Origin of the sequence: Isoptericola aurantiacus, from assembly GCF_044769875.1 — a bacterium.
Lineage (GTDB): Bacteria > Actinomycetota > Actinomycetes > Actinomycetales > Cellulomonadaceae > Isoptericola > Isoptericola aurantiacus.
This window is the reverse complement of sequence record NZ_JBJBAE010000004.1, coordinates 67,495-83,527: the sequence shown is the minus strand read 5'-3', so window position 1 is coordinate 83,527 and position 16,033 is coordinate 67,495. Positions and strand designations below refer to the sequence as shown.

Annotated in this window: 14 protein-coding genes; 8 read left to right on the top strand and 6 right to left on the bottom strand. The window is 73.9% G+C overall.

Translation table 11 applies throughout. The features are described from left to right. The first annotated feature begins 8 nt into the window (after positions 1–8). A complete protein-coding gene (locus ACIQLL_RS12720; protein WP_402467634.1) occupies positions 9–857 on the top strand; it encodes a hypothetical protein in 849 nt (282 codons plus the stop codon). A 91-nt stretch (positions 858–948) separates the two neighbouring features. Here the strand turns inward: ACIQLL_RS12720 and ACIQLL_RS12715 are convergent, their stop codons facing one another. Continuing rightward, positions 949–1,809 carry a Rossmann-fold NAD(P)-binding domain-containing protein gene (locus tag ACIQLL_RS12715; RefSeq protein WP_402467631.1) on the bottom strand — a complete coding sequence of 287 codons (861 nt, stop codon included), beginning with the start codon at positions 1,807–1,809 and terminating at the stop codon, positions 949–951. A gap of 131 nt (positions 1,810–1,940) precedes the next feature. On the opposite strand from ACIQLL_RS12715, the gene ACIQLL_RS12710 reads away from it, so the two are divergent. Then, entirely contained in the window at positions 1,941–2,888 is a 948-nt protein-coding gene (locus ACIQLL_RS12710; RefSeq protein WP_402467628.1) for an AraC family transcriptional regulator, read from the top strand. On the opposite strand, the gene ACIQLL_RS12705 is transcribed toward ACIQLL_RS12710, so the two are convergent. After that, positions 2,854–3,366, bottom strand: coding sequence for a hypothetical protein (locus tag ACIQLL_RS12705; RefSeq protein WP_402467626.1), 513 nt, complete (start codon positions 3,364–3,366; stop codon positions 2,854–2,856). The genes ACIQLL_RS12710 and ACIQLL_RS12705 overlap by 35 nt on opposite strands. A 10-nt stretch (positions 3,367–3,376) precedes the next feature. Beyond that, entirely contained in the window at positions 3,377–4,696 is a 1,320-nt protein-coding gene (locus ACIQLL_RS12700) for an MFS transporter (protein ID WP_402467623.1), read from the bottom strand. Positions 4,697–4,951: 255 nt separating this feature from the next. Between ACIQLL_RS12700 and ACIQLL_RS12695 the strand changes: the two genes are divergently transcribed. Beyond that, entirely contained in the window at positions 4,952–5,191 is a 240-nt protein-coding gene (locus tag ACIQLL_RS12695; protein ID WP_402467620.1) for a helix-turn-helix transcriptional regulator, read from the top strand. A gap of 1 nt (position 5,192) precedes the next feature. Then, positions 5,193–6,452, top strand: a complete 1,260-nt coding sequence (locus ACIQLL_RS12690) for a HipA domain-containing protein (protein ID WP_402467618.1) — start codon at positions 5,193–5,195, stop codon at positions 6,450–6,452. Positions 6,453–6,542: 90 nt separating this feature from the next. Here ACIQLL_RS12690 and ACIQLL_RS12685 read toward each other — a convergent pair whose 3' ends face one another. Continuing rightward, on the bottom strand, positions 6,543–9,257 hold the full coding sequence (locus ACIQLL_RS12685; RefSeq protein ID WP_402467616.1) for an AAA family ATPase: 2,715 nt from the start codon (positions 9,255–9,257) through the stop codon (positions 6,543–6,545). A 162-nt stretch (positions 9,258–9,419) separates the two neighbouring features. Here ACIQLL_RS12685 and ACIQLL_RS12680 point away from each other — a divergent pair, with 162 nt between their 5' ends. The 4 genes from ACIQLL_RS12680 to ACIQLL_RS12665 all read left to right on the top strand — a co-directional run bounded on the left by ACIQLL_RS12680 (position 9,420) and on the right by ACIQLL_RS12665 (position 13,547). Then, positions 9,420–10,499: a class I SAM-dependent methyltransferase gene (locus ACIQLL_RS12680; protein WP_402467613.1), complete on the top strand. Its 1,080-nt coding sequence runs from the start codon at positions 9,420–9,422 to the stop codon at positions 10,497–10,499. 14 nt (positions 10,500–10,513) lie between these two features. Further along, a complete protein-coding gene (locus tag ACIQLL_RS12675) occupies positions 10,514–12,703 on the top strand; it encodes an alpha/beta fold hydrolase (protein ID WP_402467610.1) in 2,190 nt (729 codons plus the stop codon). A gap of 81 nt (positions 12,704–12,784) precedes the next feature. Next, positions 12,785–13,240: a nucleotidyltransferase domain-containing protein gene (locus tag ACIQLL_RS12670; RefSeq protein WP_402467607.1), complete on the top strand. Its 456-nt coding sequence runs from the start codon at positions 12,785–12,787 to the stop codon at positions 13,238–13,240. Beyond that, positions 13,167–13,547, top strand: coding sequence for a HepT-like ribonuclease domain-containing protein (locus ACIQLL_RS12665; protein ID WP_402467605.1), 381 nt, complete (start codon positions 13,167–13,169; stop codon positions 13,545–13,547). Before ACIQLL_RS12670 ends, ACIQLL_RS12665 begins: the two co-directional genes overlap by 74 nt. A 105-nt stretch (positions 13,548–13,652) precedes the next feature. On the opposite strand, the gene ACIQLL_RS12660 is transcribed toward ACIQLL_RS12665, so the two are convergent. Next, on the bottom strand, positions 13,653–14,981 hold the full coding sequence (locus ACIQLL_RS12660) for a hypothetical protein (protein WP_402467602.1): 1,329 nt from the start codon (positions 14,979–14,981) through the stop codon (positions 13,653–13,655). Positions 14,982–15,065: 84 nt separating this feature from the next. Beyond that, positions 15,066–16,028, bottom strand: coding sequence for an electron transfer flavoprotein subunit alpha/FixB family protein (locus ACIQLL_RS12655; protein ID WP_402467600.1), 963 nt, complete (start codon positions 16,026–16,028; stop codon positions 15,066–15,068). Between the last annotated feature and the right edge of the window lie 5 nt (positions 16,029–16,033).

Sequence of the window (16,033 nt, the reverse complement as noted above, 5' to 3'; positions counted from 1 at the left end):
CGGGTGCCATGGACGCCCTGCTGCCCCTCGGAACTGCCCCGCGCCCCGACACCGACCAGGACCTTGCCGCCCGGCTGCGCGCCGCGCTGGTCGCGCTGGCCGGCGACCGGGTCCAGGGTCTCGACGCCGCGAAGATCATGCCGGTCCTCGACGGGTCCGACCTGACCTCCCTGGAGGTCGACCTGACGGGCGTCGTCGTCGGCATGCCCACGGACGAGTCCGCGGAACCCGTGCACTGGACCCCCGAGGTGACGGAGCGGCAGCCGGCCACGCTGCGCACACTGCGCCTTGAGGCCCACCCGATGGCCGCCGTCGACCTTCCGGTCGACCTCACCGCCGAGGTCGCGGACGTGCGGTTCGCCTGGGTGACCGCCCAGGACGGGATGGTCGGCGTCGAGCTGGTCGAGCCCACCGACGACGCCCCCGTGTCCGGGCACGCACGGGTCGCCGTCTCCCGCGAGGGCCTCGCCGGGACGGTCCAGGGACTGCTCGCCGTGGCGCTGCACGGCAACGGGCTGCAGCTCACCGGGTTCGACCTGCGGATCGACCAGTCCGGGCCGCGCGACGCCCGGATCGAGATCGACGCCTCCATCAAGAAGGGCATGTTCCTGTCCGCCACGATCACCGCCACGGCGTCGGCGTCGATCGACGAGCAGATGGTGCTGACCGTGGGCGACGTGCAGCTCGCCAGCGCCAACCCGATCGTCGGGGCACTGCTCGGGACGGTGCGGGGCCGGGTGGAGGAGGTCGCAGGCCGCCGGATCGACCTGTCCGAGGCGCTCCCGCCCGGTATCCGGCTCGACGACGTCACGCTCGAGGTCGGCGAGCAGGTCGTGCTCTCCGCACGGCTGGCCTGAGAGGCCCGGCCGTCAGACGGCGGCCACGAACAGCCCCGACGCGACGGCTCCGGCGACGGTCCGGAAGCGGCCGTCAGCACCCCGAACGCGGTCACGGCGTCCACACCGCGGCCTCGCGGGCGGCGAACTCCCGGAAGTCCCGGGCCGGGCGCCCCAGCGCCTGCGCGACGCCGTCGGTGACGAATGCCCCCCGCCCGTCGAGCACCTCGTCGAACAAGTACTGCATGAGGTCCACCATCGCGCCCGGGAGTCCCGCGGCGGCGAGCCCACCGGTGAAGTCGCCCATGCCGATCGGGACGAACGCGACCTCGCGCCCGGACGCGGCCGAGATCTCCCGGGCGGCGTCGGCGAAGGTGAGCAGCCGGGGCCCGGTGAGCTCGTGGACGCGCCCGGCGTGGGCGTCGTCGGTCAGCGCGGCCACGGCGACGTCCGCGACGTCCTCGAGGTCCACGAAGGGCTCTCCCACCTCCCCGACGGGCAGCGCGATGGCGCCCTCGAGCATCGGCTCGAGCAGAAAGCTCTCGGAGAAGTTCTGGGCGAAGAACGCTGATCGCAGCACCGTGCGCGTGGGGAACGCCTCGCCGACGAGCGTCTCGGCGCGCTGCGCCTCGGTCTCGCCCCGCCCGGTGAGCAGCACGAGCCGCCGCACCCCGGCCTCGCGGGCCTGCGTGGCGAGCCGGGTGACGGTCTCGGGGGCTCCCGGGATCGCGAGGTCGGGGGCGTAGGCGACGTAGACGGACTCCGCGCCGTCCAGCACGGGCTGCCAGGTGCGCTCGTCGTCCCAGTCGAAGCGGGGCGTGGTGCTCCGGCCGGCGCGGCGTACGGGCACCCCGAGCGCGTCGAGGCGGTCGGCGACCCGGCGTCCGGTCTTGCCGGTGGCACCGAGCACGGCGGTGAGCCCGGCGGTCGAGGCGGGGCGCGGGTGGCCGAGCGGGGTGGTCTGTGCAGTCATGGTGTCCTCCGGTGATCGGCTGCTGAGGGGTCCAGCCAACCGGGGTCCGGGGAGACGATCCATGGTTGTCACGCTCCAGAACATGCGCGATCGTCTCGCCGTCGCCGGTGCACCGCCGTAGGGTGATGGCCATGGACGTCGTCTCCGGCCTGCTCGACGGCCCGCGGGCGCGCGGCGCCTTCCTGCTGCGCAGCCATCTCACCGCACCCTGGGGCCTCCGGATCGAGGACGAGGCACCGCTGACGATCGTCCCGGTGCTGCGCGGGTCCGCCTGGCTCGGGCCCCGGGAGCCCGACGACGGCGGCGGGCGGGGCAGCGTGCTGGAGGCGGGCGACGTCGTCCTGCTGCGCGGCCCGGAGCACTACGTCATGGCCGACTCCCCCGCCACCACGCCGACCGTCGTGATCGGCCCGAACCCGCAGGACTGCCGGGCGATCGACGGCGGACCGTCGGAGATGACGACGTTCGGCGTGCGCTCGTGGGGCAACGACCCGCACGGCGAGACCGTGATCATCACCGGTACCTACCCGTTGGACGGGGCCGTCGGGCGGCGCATCCTGCGCCTGCTGCCGCACCGCGTGGTGCTGCGGCGCGGCGACGTCGACCCCACGGTGATCGACCTGCTCGCCCGCGAGGTGGTCCAGGACCTGCCCGGCCAGGAGGCGGTCCTCGACCGACTGCTCGACCTGCTGCTCATCACGTGCCTGCGCACGTGGCTCGACCGGCCCGACGCCCCCGGCTGGTACCGCGCGGACGCCGACCCCGCCGTCGGCGCGGCGCTGCGGCTCATCCACCACGACCCGGCGCGGCCGTGGAGCGTGGAGTCGCTGGCGCGCGAGGTCGGGCTCTCCCGGGCGGCGTTCGCACGGCGCTTCGCGGAGCTCGTCGGCGAGCCTCCCATGGCGTACCTGACCGGGTGGCGCCTGGACCTCGCCGCGGACCTGCTGCTGGCCGACGACGACGCCACGCTGGCCTCGGTGGCGCGAGCAGTCGGGTACACCACGCCCTTCGCCCTGAGCGCGGCCTTCAAGCGGGTGCGCGGTGTCAGCCCCGCCGAGCACCGCCGCCGCGCGGCCTGACGCGCACGTCGTCGAGCCAGGCCACCAGCTCGTCGTGGTGGTCGAACGGGCCGGGAACCTCCACGCAGGTCCCCTCGTCGCTGCGCCGCACGGGACGGCCACCGCCGCCGAGCCGTGCGGCGGCGTCGTCCGTGAGGTCGAGGACGACGAAGCGGTTGCCGCTCGTGGTGCGATCCCGCACGCCGGCGACGTCGCTCCAGGCCAGGTCGAGGTGCCGGTACCGGACCCCGGCGGGTGTGACCTCCAGCCGAGCCGGCCGCGCGATGCGCCACCCCGAGACCACGGCGCCGACCAGCGAGACCCCGAGGAGCAGCCCGGCGACCATGCGGTTCGCACCTTCGGTGAGCCACAGATCGAGCCCGAGCGGGAACAGGACGAGCGAGGCCGCCAGCGACAGGAACAGCCACCGCCGTGGCGGGGTGATCCGCGCGCACCCGTCCTGGGCAAGGTCACGGTCCCAGTGGTCGACAGGCGGCATTCGAACCAGTTTATCGGTCGGTCAGCCGCCAGTTCCCGGCGGCTGCGGCCAGGATCACGACGCCGGCGACGGCGGGCATCGCCAGGGCGGCACCCGTCCCGACGGCGTCGGCCAGGAAGCCGGTACCCGCCGAGGCGACCGACTGCCCGAGGATCACCGACGAGCCGAGCATGGTCATCACCGTGGTGCCGCGGCCGCGGGGGCTGCGGGCCGAGCCCAGGGAGTAGATCGTCACCAGGCTCGGGCCGATGCCGAGCCCCGCGACCAGCAGGCCCACGATCAGCACGGCGGTGGAGTCCGCGGTCCAGATGACGACGGCGCCGGCGAGCTGCACGACGGCGGCCGTCAGCCAGCGCGCCCGGAGGCTGAACCGCGCCGGCAGCGCGGAGACCGCGAGCGCCGAGACCACCGACCCGATACCCATGAACCCGTACAGCAGACCGGCCCGCTCGGAGTGCCCGGCATCCCCGGTGACGGCGGACATGGCGGTCAGGGTGGCACCGAAGAACAGCCCGATGCCCACGAACCCGGCCACCAGCACCAGGACTCGTCGGTGCCACAGCTCACTGACGGGCGCCTGCGTGCGGGGCGCCGGCACGGGGGCCGACGGCGTGGCATGCGTCGCGCGAGCCGCGTCGCCCGCGATGGGTTCCGCCGTCGTCCCCGGGCCTCCGTGTGCTGCCGCGACCGGCGTGCGAGCGGTGGCGTGGAGCGCGAACGCCACGACCGCGAGCGCGGTGAGTGCGGCGGCAGCGAGCATCGGCGCGGCCGGGCCGAAGGCGGCGGCCAGGAGGCCGACCACGAACGGGCCGACGACGAACACGACCTCGTCGGCGGCGGACTCGTACGACATGGTGCGGCTCAGCGTGCCGGGCCGCCGGTCCGCGGGCAGGCGGGTGTGGATGAGTCCGACGAGCCGGCTGCGGGACATGGGGGCGACCTGCGGGGCGCTGGCGCCGATGGCGAACGCGATCGCGAGGACGACGGCGTCCGGCACCGCGGCGTACACGGCAGCCGTCAGGGCGAGGAGCAGCAGGCTGTTGACCGCGGCGGTGACGAGCAGGACGCGGCGCTGCCCGGCGCGGTCGGCCCAGGCGCCGATCAGCGGGCCGATCGCCGCTCCCCCGAGGCCGACCATGCCCGACGTCGCGCCGCCGAGGGTGAGGGAGTCGCGACCGGCGACCACCAGGGTCAGGACGCCGACGACCATCATCGCGAAGGGCAGGCGGGCGACGAACGCCAGGGGGAAGTAGGTGCGGCCGGCGGCGTCGAGCAGCGTGGTCGACGGGGCAGTCGTCGTCCGGTCGCGGGTCTCGGTCAGGGTCGTCAAAGGGTCTCCTCCAGCGCGGCGATGCCGCACGATCGTCGTGCCGCCGTGGGCGCGAGGAGCACCTGGTAGATACACAAGCCTGTTTCTTTCTCGGTCGGCGCGCCGGGCGGGTCGACCACGAGCCACGTTACATGCCGGCAACACGTCGCGCCGTGAGGTGGGTCGCTCCGGTGGGATGCGATGTCGCGGTACGGCGACATGGCTGTTGTGTCGTCGTACGTTGACACAGCAGGAGTGTCGTCGTACGTTGACTTCGTGGAGGCGACCCTGCTCAATGCCCGCTCGCTCCCCCGGCTGGGAGCGGCGGTCCGACGCCTGCGCCTCGACCGCGGGATGACGCAGGCCGAGCTGGCCCGACGCGCCGACGTGTCGCGTCAGTGGCTCGTCGGCCTGGAGGGCGGCAAGACGCCCGGCCTCGAGGTCGGGCGCCTGATGCGCGTCCTCGATGCCCTCGACGCCAGCCTGACCATCCGCGACGATCACGAGGACGCCTGACATGGCCCGCACGAACCATCTGGCCGTGCTGCTCGAGGGTCGCCAGGTCGCCGAGCTGAGCCGGACCCGTTCCGGCGTCCTGCGCCTGACGTACACGGCGGAGGCGCGGAGGCCCGGCGCCACTCCCCTGTCGCTCTCACTCCCGCCCAGCGAGGCCACCCACGTCGGAGCCCCGGTCGCACAGTTCCTCGCCGGCCTGGTCCCCGAGAGCCCGGGCGCGCTGCGGTCCATCGCGCGACGCCATCGCGTCGACCCGGACGACATCCTCGACCTCCTCACCGCCATCGGGAAGGACTGCGCCGGTGCCGTGCAGTTCTGCCGGGAGTCGGAGATCGACGACACCATCGGTCGCGCAGGCCGGCTCGAGGAGTGCACCGCCGGCGACATCGAGGTCCGCCTGGACGAGATGGACACGAACGAGGACGCGGCGTGGACGATGCCCGGCGAGCACTGGTCGCTGGGAGGGACGCAGCAGAAGCTCGCGCTGCGTCGTGAGGCGGGGCGCTGGTTCGTGGCCCACGACGCCGAGCCGACCACGCACATCGTCAAGCCGGGCATCCGCCGGATGCGGGCCCAGGCCCTGGTGGAGCACGTGTCCATGCGTGCCGCGCAGCACCTGGGTGTCGACGTCGCGGCCACGGAGTTCACGTCGTTCCGGTCGCAGGACGCTGTCGTCGTCACCCGATTCGACCGGCACCGCTCCCCCAGCGGGGACGTCGTGCGACTCCATCAGGAAGACCTGTGCCAGGCGATGGGCAACCCGGAGAAGTACGAGGAGTACGGCGGCCCGTCGAGCCACGCCATCGTCCAGTTCCTCCGCGACACCGCGGCCACCGCTGCCGCGGCTCGCTACAACGTCGACCGCTTCGTCGACGGGCTGATCTACAACACCGTGGTTGCGGCTCCGGACGCGCACGCCCGCAACTACGCCGTCCTGCTGCGCGGCGACGACGTGCAGCTCGCGCCGCTGTTCGACGTCGCGACCGGGCTTGCGTACGAGATGGCGCCCGGAGCGAACCGGGTGCTGTCGATGAGCATCGGCGACTCCTTCGATGCCGACGCCGTCGACGACGCGCGATGGGCACGCTGGGCCGAGAGCGCGGGTCTCGACGCCGACGATGTCGTCGCTCGGGCCGCCACGATGCGCCGGCGTGCTCCCGAGGCGTTCACCGCCGCCCTCGACGAGATCGACGACATCGAGGGCCACGTGCGTGAGTTGAAGGCCCGCCTGCTGCCCGCGCTCGAGGCTCGGTGCCGCTGACGTCAGGCCGCCGTCCGCCGACTCGTCGGGCTTGTCTGCGCCCTGCTCCGAGCCCGTTGGCGCCGGGCAAACCGCGCGGGCCGTCGACAGCTACGGGTCGACCACCTCCGCGAGCTCGGCCCGCGAGTGGATGTCGAGCTTGGTGTACACCTTGCGCAAGTGGTACTCGACCGTCTTCGGGCTGAGGAAGAGCGCCGCGGCGGTCTCCCGCGTCGTGCGGCCCTCGGCCAGCAGCGCGGCGACCTGCAGCTCCTGCGGGGTCAGCGCGTCGCGTCCCGTCACGTCCCGCCGGGCGACCTTCTCCCCCGTGGCCTCGAGCTCGCTCGAGGCCACGCCGGCCCAACCCTCGGCACCCAGGTCCTGGAACGTCTGCACCGCCGCGCGCAGGTGGGGGCGCGCGTCCACCCGGCGCGCCGCCCGGCGCAGGCGCGTGCCGTAGGCCAGGCGAGTCCGCGCGGTCTCGAACACGTCCACGGTGGCGGCGTGGTGCTCGAGCGCACGCCGGAACGGCAGGTCGATGTCGTCGGAGGCGGCGACCAGGCCGCGCGCCCGCTCGCTGCGCGCCAGCGACCAGGGGCCGCCCTTGGCCTCCGCTACGGCGGCGAACCGTGCGACCACCTCCACGGCCCGGGACCGCTCCCCGCACCGCAGCAGGGCGTCCACGAGCTCCGGGGCCGGCCACAGGTCGGGGTCGTCCAGCCCGCCGGCGGCGAGGTCCTCGACGAGCCGGCCGAGGCCCGCGGCGGCCTGCTCGGCTCGCCCTGCGCCCAGGTCCAGGTCGCCCAGGGCCTGGCGGCACCACGCCTCGGCGAACCGGATGCCACGGGCGGTGCACAGCCGCAGCGACTCCTCGGCGTGCGCGCGGCAGTCGTCCGCCCGTCCCCGGCGGGCGTCGAGCTCGGCGAGCCCCGCCAGCGACAACGCCAGCTGGTTGGTGCGGCCCGTCTCGCGGGACAGGGCGATCGACTCCTCGTAGCTTGCGACCGCCCGGGGCCAGTGCGCGGACGTGGCCTGGTCCCGGGCGACGAAGAACAGCAGCTGCGGCAGCGCACCCACGCCGGCGCGGGACCGCTCCCCCGCCACCAGGGCGCGCAGGCGTGCGCCGTGCGTGGCGTCCCGCAGGAACAGCGGCGCGAGGAGCTGCCACGGCATCGCCTCCGGATGCTCGTGCGGGTCGACGACGGCGAGCAGCTCCGTGGCGCGGTCCAGCTCGGCCAGGCCACCGGTGCCCGTGATCACCCCCGCGATCCCGGCCGCCGTGAGTCCGACGGCGTGCGCCAGCGGGTCCTCGGTCCGGCGCAGCGCGGCGGTCAGGGCGCTCGCGACCCGTCGTGCCGCGCGCGTGTCGCCCAGGTAGAGACAGGCCTGCATCGCCTCGGCGAGCACGAGGACGCGTTGCGAGGCGTCGTCGCACCGGCGGGCCGCCGCCTCGAGGTCCTCGCGCGCCGCGACCAACGACCCCGAGCTGACGGCGATCGTGCCTCGGAGCCGCAGCGTCGCGGCGTCGAGCACGGCGCCGCCGTCGGCGTCACCGCCAGGAACTCCGTCCGCGTCCCGCGCGAGCTCGTCGAGCAGGCCGAGGGCCCGCGGATGGAGCCCGGCCGTCCAGGCCGCGGCGCAGGCCGAGCGCAGGCGGTCACGACGGTCGCCGACCGTGACGCTGAGCCGCGCCGAACGCTCCCAGGCGTCGGAGGCGACGGCGTGGGCGCCGCGCGCCTCCGAGCGCCGCGCACTGGCCACCAGCAGCGCCGCGACGTCGGCGTCCGGGCGCTCGGCCGCGAGCGCCAGGTGCCAGGCGCGCCGGTCCGGATCGGGCACGAGGTCGGCGACGACGGCGTGCGCCCGGCGGCGCTCACCCGGCGGGGCGCCGGAGTAGGCCGCGGCCCGCACCAGCGGGTGGTCGAACACGATCGTGCCTGCGGTCACGGTCACCGGCGCCCCCGCCAGGTCGACGTCGCCCGCACCGAGCCGCTCGCACGCGGCGGCCGTGACCGCCTCGTCGCCGCTCGCGACAGCAGCGACCAGCAGCGCCGTGCGGGCCGCCGGGTCCAGGACGGCCAGACGCCGAGCGAACGCGCCCTGCAGCCGCGTCGTCAACGTGGGCGGCACTCCCGGCGGGTTCCGGTCCGCCGCCGCGGGCTCCCGGCTCAGCTCCTGCAGCGCCAACGGGTTGCCTGCCGTGATCTCGTACAGCCGGGCGAGCCGGGCGTCGGTGCACGGTGTCCCGCGGCGCACGAGGGCTCCGGCGGCCTCGCGGTCCAGCCCGCCCACCTCCAGCGCCGGGAGCCCGGCCAGGTCGCCGCCGATCTCGCCCGAGCGCCCCGCCAGGAGCATCACCACCGGGTCGTCGTCGAGGCGCCGGGCGGCGAACGTCAGCGCGTCGATCGAGGGCCGGTCCATCCACTGCACGTCGTCGAGGACGATCAGCGCGGGGGCGTCCTCGGCGTGGCGGCACAGCAGGCTCAGGGTCGCCGCGCCGACGGCGAACCGGTCGCCCACCGTCCCGGTCCGCAGCGCCATGGCCGCGCCGAGCGCTTCCGCCTGCGGTGCGGGAATGGTGTCGAGGTCGCCGACGGCGGGCCGCAGGCAGCTGTACAGCGCGCCGAACGGCACCTCCCGCTCCGCCTCGACGCCCGTGGCACGCAGGACCCGCATGCCGCCCGCGTCCTCGAGGGCGGCCCCCAGCAGCGTCGTCTTGCCGGCGCCGGGCTCGCCCGTGACGGCCAGCGCACCGCCGCGGCCGAGCCGCGCACCGGCGAGCAGCCGCCCGAGGGCCTGCTGCTCGACCTGCCGTCCGAGGAGCATCTCCCGAGTCTAGGAGCGGGGACCCGGGACGGCAGGGGCCAGGGCGGTCCCGGGACGGCTCAGGACTAGGTGGGGCCCTGATGCGGCTCGAACCCGCCCCGTGACACGTTCGCCGTATCGCCGTTCCGGCACTCGGACGGCACCGTCCCGAAGGAGATCAGCATGAGCACCGCCACCGTCCCGCCCGTCCCCACCGTCGACACCGACCGCCTGATGCAGTTCGTCTTCCAGGCCGTCGGCGAGGTCGGCGCCTCCCTGAACACCGCGCTCGTGGTCCTGGGCGACCGGCTCGGCTACTACCGGGACCTGGCCGAGCACGGCCCGAGCACCCCGGCACAGCTCGCCGAGCGCACGGGGACCGCCGAGCCCTACGCCCGCGAGTGGCTCAACGCCCAGGCCGCCGGCGGGTACGTCACCCACGACGCCGGGCGCTACACGCTGCCGCCGGAGCAGGCGGTGGCCCTGACCGACGAGTCGAGCCCCGCGTTCTTGCCCGGGCTGTTCCAGCTCGCCCTGGGAACGGTGGGCGCCACCGACCCCATCGCCGACGCCGCCCGCAGCGGCGCCGGGTTCGGCTGGCACGAGCAGAGCACCGACGTCCACGTCGGCTGCGAGCGGTTCTTCCGGCCGAGCTACCACCACCACCTGGTCGCCGAGTGGCTGCCCGCCCTCGACGGCGTGGTGGACAAGCTCCGGGCGGGTGCCCTCGTCGCGGACGTCGGGTGCGGGCACGGGGCGTCCACGATCCTCATGGCTCAGGCGTTCCCGGAGTCGCGGTTCGTGGGGTCCGACTACCACGCCGACTCCGTGGCCACGGCACGGCAGCGGGCCGAGGCCGCCGGCGTCTCCGACCGCGTGACCTTCGTCGAGGCGTCCGCCGACGCGTTCGAGGGCTCCGGGTTCGACCTGGTCACGATGTTCGACTGCCTGCACGACATGGGCGACCCGGTCGGGGCTGCCCGCCACGTGCGCTCTGCGCTGGCCGACGACGGCACGTGGATGGTGGTCGAGCCGTTCGCGGGAGACAGCGTCGACGACAACCTCAACCCCGTGGGACGCACCTACTACGGCTTCTCCACGCTGCTGTGCACCCCGAGCTCGCTGTCCCAGGACGTGGGTCTCGCCCTGGGTACGCAGGCCGGTCCGGCGCGCATCCGCGACGTCACCACCGCGGCGGGCTTCACCCGGTTCGCCACGGCCGCGGCGACGCCGTTCAACAACGTCTTCGAGATCCGACGATGACGCACACTGGTGTGATGGCACAGACGTCCTCGCCGCACGTCCTGTCCGGCGCCCCGGAGCCGAGCCCGGCCCGGGCGCCGGACCGGACCGGCGTCGTCGTGCGGGACGGCGTGCGCATCGCGTACGCCGTCCACGGCGAGGGCGGGCCGCAGGGCGCCGAGCAGCCCACGGTGCTGCTCCTGCCGACCTGGTCGATCGTCCCGTCACGCTTCTGGAAGGGGCAGGTCGGCTACCTCTCCCGCCACTTCCGGGTGGTCACGTTCGACGGCCGCGGCAGCGGCGCGTCCGACCGCCCCACAGGGGCCGCGGCCTACCGCAACGAGGAGTTCGCCGCGGACGCCCTCGCCGTCCTCGACGCCACCGGCACGCGTCGGGCGGTGGCCGTGGGCCTGTCCTGCGCGGCGACCTGGGCCCTGCACCTGGCGGCCGACCACCCCGACCGCGTGGCCGGCGTCGTCTCCCTGGCCGCGGCCTGCGGGTTCGCCGTCCCGCAGCAGGAGCGGGACCACTTCCCGTGGGACGAGCCGCTCGCGCAGACCGACGGCTGGGCCAAGTACAACCGCCACTACTGGCTCGGTGGAGGCTACGACGACTTCGTCGAGTTCTTCTTCGAGCGCATGTTCTCCGAGCCGCACTCGACCAAGCAACGCGAGGACGCCGAGCGGTGGGCCCACCAGACCACACCCCAGGTGGTCGCGGACACCACGGCCGCGCGGCTCGGCTGCGACGGCGTGGTGTGCGCCTCCGTGGAGGACGTCGCCCGCCGCGTGCGGTGCCCGGTCCTGGCGGTGCACGGCACCGAGGACCACATCCGTCCGGCGGCGATCAGCGAACGGCTGGTCGAGCTGACCGGCGGCCGCCTCGTGCTGCTCGACGGCGCCGGCCACGGCCTGCAGGGCCGCCACCCGGTGAAGGTCAACCACCTCGTCAAGGAGTTCGTCGACCAGGTGCTCCCGCCTCCCGTGAGCCACCCGCGCACCTGGACTCGTGCGCTGCAACGACCCACCAAGGTGCTGTACCTGTCCTCGCCGATCGGTCTCGGGCACGCGCGCCGCGACCTCGCGATCGCCGGCGAGCTGCGCCGTCACCACCCCGGGCTGCAGGTGGACTGGCTCGCCCAGCACCCCGTCACGCGCGTCCTGGACGACGCCGGTGAGTCGGTGCACCCCGCCTCGGCGGCCCTGGCCAACGAGTCGACCCACATCGAGGCGGAGTCCGACGGCCACGACCTGCACGCGTTCCAGGCGATCCGCCGCATGGACGAGATCCTCGTGCACAACTTCATGGTGTTCGACGACGTGGTGGCGGACGCGCACTACGACCTCGTCGTGGCCGACGAGGCGTGGGACGTCGACTACTTCCTGCACGAGAACCCCGAGCTCAAGCGGTTCGCGTTCGCCTGGATGACCGACTTCGTGGGCTGGCTGCCCATGCCTGACGGCGGTGAGCACGAGGCCGCGCTGACCGCCGACTACAACGCGGAGATGATCGCCCAGCGTGCTCGGTTCCGGACCCTGCGGGACCGGTCGATCTTCGTCGGCAACCCCGACGACGTCGTGCCGGAACCGTTCGGGCCCGGACTGCCCACCATCCGCGAGTGGACGCAGGAGAACTTCGAGTTCGCCGGGTATGTCACCGGGTTCACCGTGCCGGGGCCGGAGGAGTCGGCACGGCTGCGTGCCCGCCTCGGGTTCGGCCCCGACGACGTCGTCTGCCTGGTCACGGTGGGTGGCTCGGGTGTGGGTGCGTCGCTGCTGCGGCGGGTCCTGGACGCGGCACCGATCGCCCGCCGACTGGTGCCCGAGCTGCAGTTCGTGATCGTGTGCGGGCCGCGGATCGACCCCGCCTCGCTCCCGCGGCGAGCGGGGGTACGCGTGCTGGGATACCTGCCCGACCTGTACCGGCACCTGGCAGCGTGCGACCTCGCCGTCGTCCAGGGCGGGCTGACCACGTGCATGGAGCTCGCCGCCGCCGGGCGCCCGTTCGTCTACGTCCCGCTGCAGCACCACTTCGAGCAGAACCTCCACGTGCGGCACCGGCTCGAGCAGTACGGGGCAGGACGGCACCTGCCGTACGCCGAGGCCTGCGACCCGGACGCCCTGGCCGCGGCGATCGTGGCCGAGCTCGGGCGTGACCTGCACTACCGCGAGGTCGAGTCCGACGGCGCCGCCCGCGCGGCCGAGATGCTCGCCGAGCTGCTCTGAGCAAGGCGCGGCGGGCTGGTCGGCGGCGCCGACCTCAGCGCCTCAGCGCGGCCGTCATCGCGGATTCGCTACCGTCGCCCCATGGACACGCTCGGCGAGTTCGTCCGCGCTCGGCGCACGGCAGCGGGCTTGACGCAACAAGGCCTCGCCACGATCAGCAGTGTCCGGCAGTCGACGATCGCCGCCATCGAGCGCGGTCGGCGTCAGCCGTCGGACGAGGCCCGTCAGCAGCTGTCCGCTGCCCTCCTTGTCCGTCCGCGGGACATCCTCCTGCGACGCCGCCGCGACGTCGTCGCAGCGGCGGCCAAGCGTGGCCTGCAGGATGTCAAGGTCTTCGGCTCCGTCGCACGTGGCGATGACACCCCGTACTCGGACGTCGACCTCATGGCGACGTACCCCGCCGACTTCGACTTCCTTGACAAGGCCGAGTTGATCGCCGATCTCGAACGCCTCCTGACGGTGCATGTCGATCTCGTCTCACGGTCGTCCACCGGCGCCGTCGCGGCCGAAGCCCGCCACGAGGCTGTTGCTCTGTGACGGCTGGAGACGCGTTTGCACTCGACGAGGTGGAGTATGCCAGCCAGCAGGAGGCTCAGGAGTACCGCGAACGCCGCGGCTACCCGAAGAACGCGCCGCCGCAGAGCGCTACCTGATCACGATCGGAACCGTCGTCGACAAGCCTCACAGCGACTACAAGGACGCCTATCCCGACGTGCCCTGGCAGGCCGTCACCCGCATGCGCAATCTGGTGGCGCACCACGACGACACGATCGACCGCGACGTCGTGTGGCATTCCATCGCCCGCCGCGTCCCCGAACTGGTCGACACACTGGGGCTCAGCTAAGGCGTCGACGACGCGGCGCTGCCTGCTCACCTCGTCGACGCCGCACCCTCGCACTCCGAGCCGTTCCCGGGTCCCGCGACGTCGTGACCTGATCCGAAACGCTCGTCAGCGGCTGCTGACCTTGCCGAAGAGCGAGGCGATCGGAGCGACGAAGAGCGGCCGCGCCAGGAGCACGGCCCCGACCGCCAGCGCCAGTCCCCCGGCGAACCACGCGAAGCCGACCCAGCTCGTCGTGTCCTGGGCCGCGTACATGTGGTTGAGGTTGCGCAGCGCTCCCGTGCTGAGCACGAGGGTGACATGGCCGATGACGAACAGCACGAAGAACAGCATGGTCGGGAAGTGGAAGGCCCGGGCCAGCGACGCCGGGTAGATGGCGTTCAAGCGCGTCGCCTTCTTCGGCCACCAGTCGCTCATCCGAGCCCCGGTGAGCGCAGCGAGCGGCGCCGCGACGAACACCACCAGGAAGTACGTGAGCTGCTGGAGTCCGTTGAACTGCACCCAGCCGTCCTCGAGCGGCCAGTCCAGGGTCAGGTACTGCAGTGCGGCCGAGGCGGCGTTCGGGAAGACGTCCCATGACGTGGGAACGAGGCGCAGCCACTGGCCGGTGACGAAGAGCAGTGTCACGAAGACCAGTCCGTTCAGCAGCCACAGCAGGTCGAGGCTGGTGTGCAGCCACACCGACAGGCTGACCTTGTTGCCGCGACGCGACGTCCAGTAGGCGGGGGGCTTCTTCTGGTAGCGCACCTCGAGGCCGGATCGGACGATCAGCACCATGAAGAAGAAGTTGAGGTAGTGCACCACGTTGAGCCAGACGGGGAAACCGACGGGAGCGGACTCCGGCGGCTCGGAGGCCCCGGGGTAGCGCTCGAGGAACTCCGGCACGCCGGGCAGCGTGGTCACGCCACGAGCCGCCAGCACGATGATGCCCGCCGCCACGACGACGCCCACCGCTGCCAGGACGCCCAGCCGCACCCGCTGGGCGAGGACCCTCGGCCCCGCCGGCGTGCCGGCTGCCGGAGCCGATGCCGGCCCAGTCATCGGCTGAGGGGCCGAGGTCGGCGCGGAGCTCGTCGTCGGCACATCCTGCGGGGTCGACGGCGGCGCCGGCGTGGCCAGGGGCGCCTCGGTCGTCGTGGCCGTGGTCGCAGGCGGGTCCGCCTGCGGGTCGGGCCCGACCGCACGCTGGACCGTCACGGTCGCCACGGGGGGCCAGGGTTCGCCGTCCGGGACGCGCGGAAGGCCCCGGCGCAGCGTGACCTCCTCGGTCACGGTCGCGGTGGCACGGGCCGCCACGGGCTCGTGTGCGTCGGCCCCGGACTCCGATGCGACCGGGTCAGCAGCCTGCTGGGACGGGGCGTCCACGGCCGCCACAGCAGCATCGACGGCAGACTCCGGGGCGACGACGGCGACACCGGCCCCGGCCGTGGGCGCCACATCCTCCGACGCGACGTCGGGCCAGGCGGGTCCGCCAGCCTGACGCGGCAGTCCGCGGCGGAGGGTCGACGAGTGCGTGGCCACCTATGCCCTCGCCTTCTCGATCGCCTCGATCAGCTGCGGCACGACGTCGAACAGGTCGCCGACCACGCCGAAGTCCGCGATGTCGAAGATCGGGGCGTCCGCGTCCTTGTTGATCGCGACGATGGTCTTCGCGGTCTGCATGCCGGCGAGGTGCTGGATCGCCCCCGAGATGCCGAGCGCCACGTAGAGCTGCGGCGAGACCAGGACGCCGGTCTGCCCGACCTGGGCGGACGCGGGCACGAACCCGTCGTCGACCGCCGCGCGCGAGGCGCCGACGGCCGCGCCGAGCGTGTCGGCCAGCTGCTCGACCAGGGCGAACTGCTCCTTCGAGCCGACGCCGCGACCGCCGGAGACGACGGACCGTGCGCTGCGCAGGTCGGGGCGTTCCGTCCCCTGGGCGGCGGGCTTGACCGCCCCGATGGTCGCGCCCCGCTTCTCGCCGGCGACCACGTCGAGCGCGACGAGGTTCGCCGGCTGGGCCTCGGCGCGCGCCTCGACCGCCCCCTGCCGGACGGTGATCACGGGCGGGCCGTGCGTCACGGACGACGTCACGGTGTAGGCCCCGCCGTAGGCGGACCCGCGCGCGATCACACCGAGGTCGTCGCGCTCGACGGCGGTCGCGTCGACGACGAGTCCGGCCCGGGTGCGCGCGGCGTACCGGGCGGCGGCCTCTCGGCCCTCCACCGAGTGCGGTGCCAGGATCGCGTCGGGCCGGACCTGGGTCGCCGCGCTCGCCAGGGCGTCCGTGGCAGACACCGTGACCTCGGTCGCGGCGGGTGCGTGCAGCACCGTCGACGCGCCCAGCTCGGCGGCCGCTGACGCCGCCGCCTCGTCGCCGAGCACGAGCGCCACGGGGGTGCCGACAGCCGCGGCGGCCCCGAGGATCGCGGCCGACGACGACGCCAGGTCGCCCTCGGGGGTGGTGTCGAGCAGCACCAGGATCGAGTCAGGAGCAAAGGTCATCGTCG

Excerpts from the sequence above, each read along its gene's own strand:
- ACIQLL_RS12720 (WP_402467634.1), top strand. The coding sequence starts at position 9 with ATGGACGCCCTGCTGCCCCTCGGAACTGCCCCGCGCCCCGACACCGAC.
- ACIQLL_RS12715 (WP_402467631.1), bottom strand. The coding sequence starts at position 1,809 with ATGACTGCACAGACCACCCCGCTCGGCCACCCGCGCCCCGCCTCGACC.
- ACIQLL_RS12690 (WP_402467618.1), top strand. The coding sequence starts at position 5,193 with ATGGCCCGCACGAACCATCTGGCCGTGCTGCTCGAGGGTCGCCAGGTC.
- ACIQLL_RS12655 (WP_402467600.1), bottom strand. The coding sequence starts at position 16,028 with ATGACCTTTGCTCCTGACTCGATCCTGGTGCTGCTCGACACCACCCCC.
- ACIQLL_RS12710 (WP_402467628.1), top strand. The coding sequence starts at position 1,941 with ATGGACGTCGTCTCCGGCCTGCTCGACGGCCCGCGGGCGCGCGGCGCC.
- ACIQLL_RS12665 (WP_402467605.1), top strand. The coding sequence starts at position 13,167 with ATGTCGATCTCGTCTCACGGTCGTCCACCGGCGCCGTCGCGGCCGAAG.
- ACIQLL_RS12685 (WP_402467616.1), bottom strand. The coding sequence starts at position 9,257 with ATGCTCCTCGGACGGCAGGTCGAGCAGCAGGCCCTCGGGCGGCTGCTC.
- ACIQLL_RS12680 (WP_402467613.1), top strand. The coding sequence starts at position 9,420 with ATGAGCACCGCCACCGTCCCGCCCGTCCCCACCGTCGACACCGACCGC.
- ACIQLL_RS12670 (WP_402467607.1), top strand. The coding sequence starts at position 12,785 with ATGGACACGCTCGGCGAGTTCGTCCGCGCTCGGCGCACGGCAGCGGGC.
- ACIQLL_RS12675 (WP_402467610.1), top strand. The coding sequence starts at position 10,514 with ATGGCACAGACGTCCTCGCCGCACGTCCTGTCCGGCGCCCCGGAGCCG.
- ACIQLL_RS12705 (WP_402467626.1), bottom strand. The coding sequence starts at position 3,366 with ATGCCGCCTGTCGACCACTGGGACCGTGACCTTGCCCAGGACGGGTGC.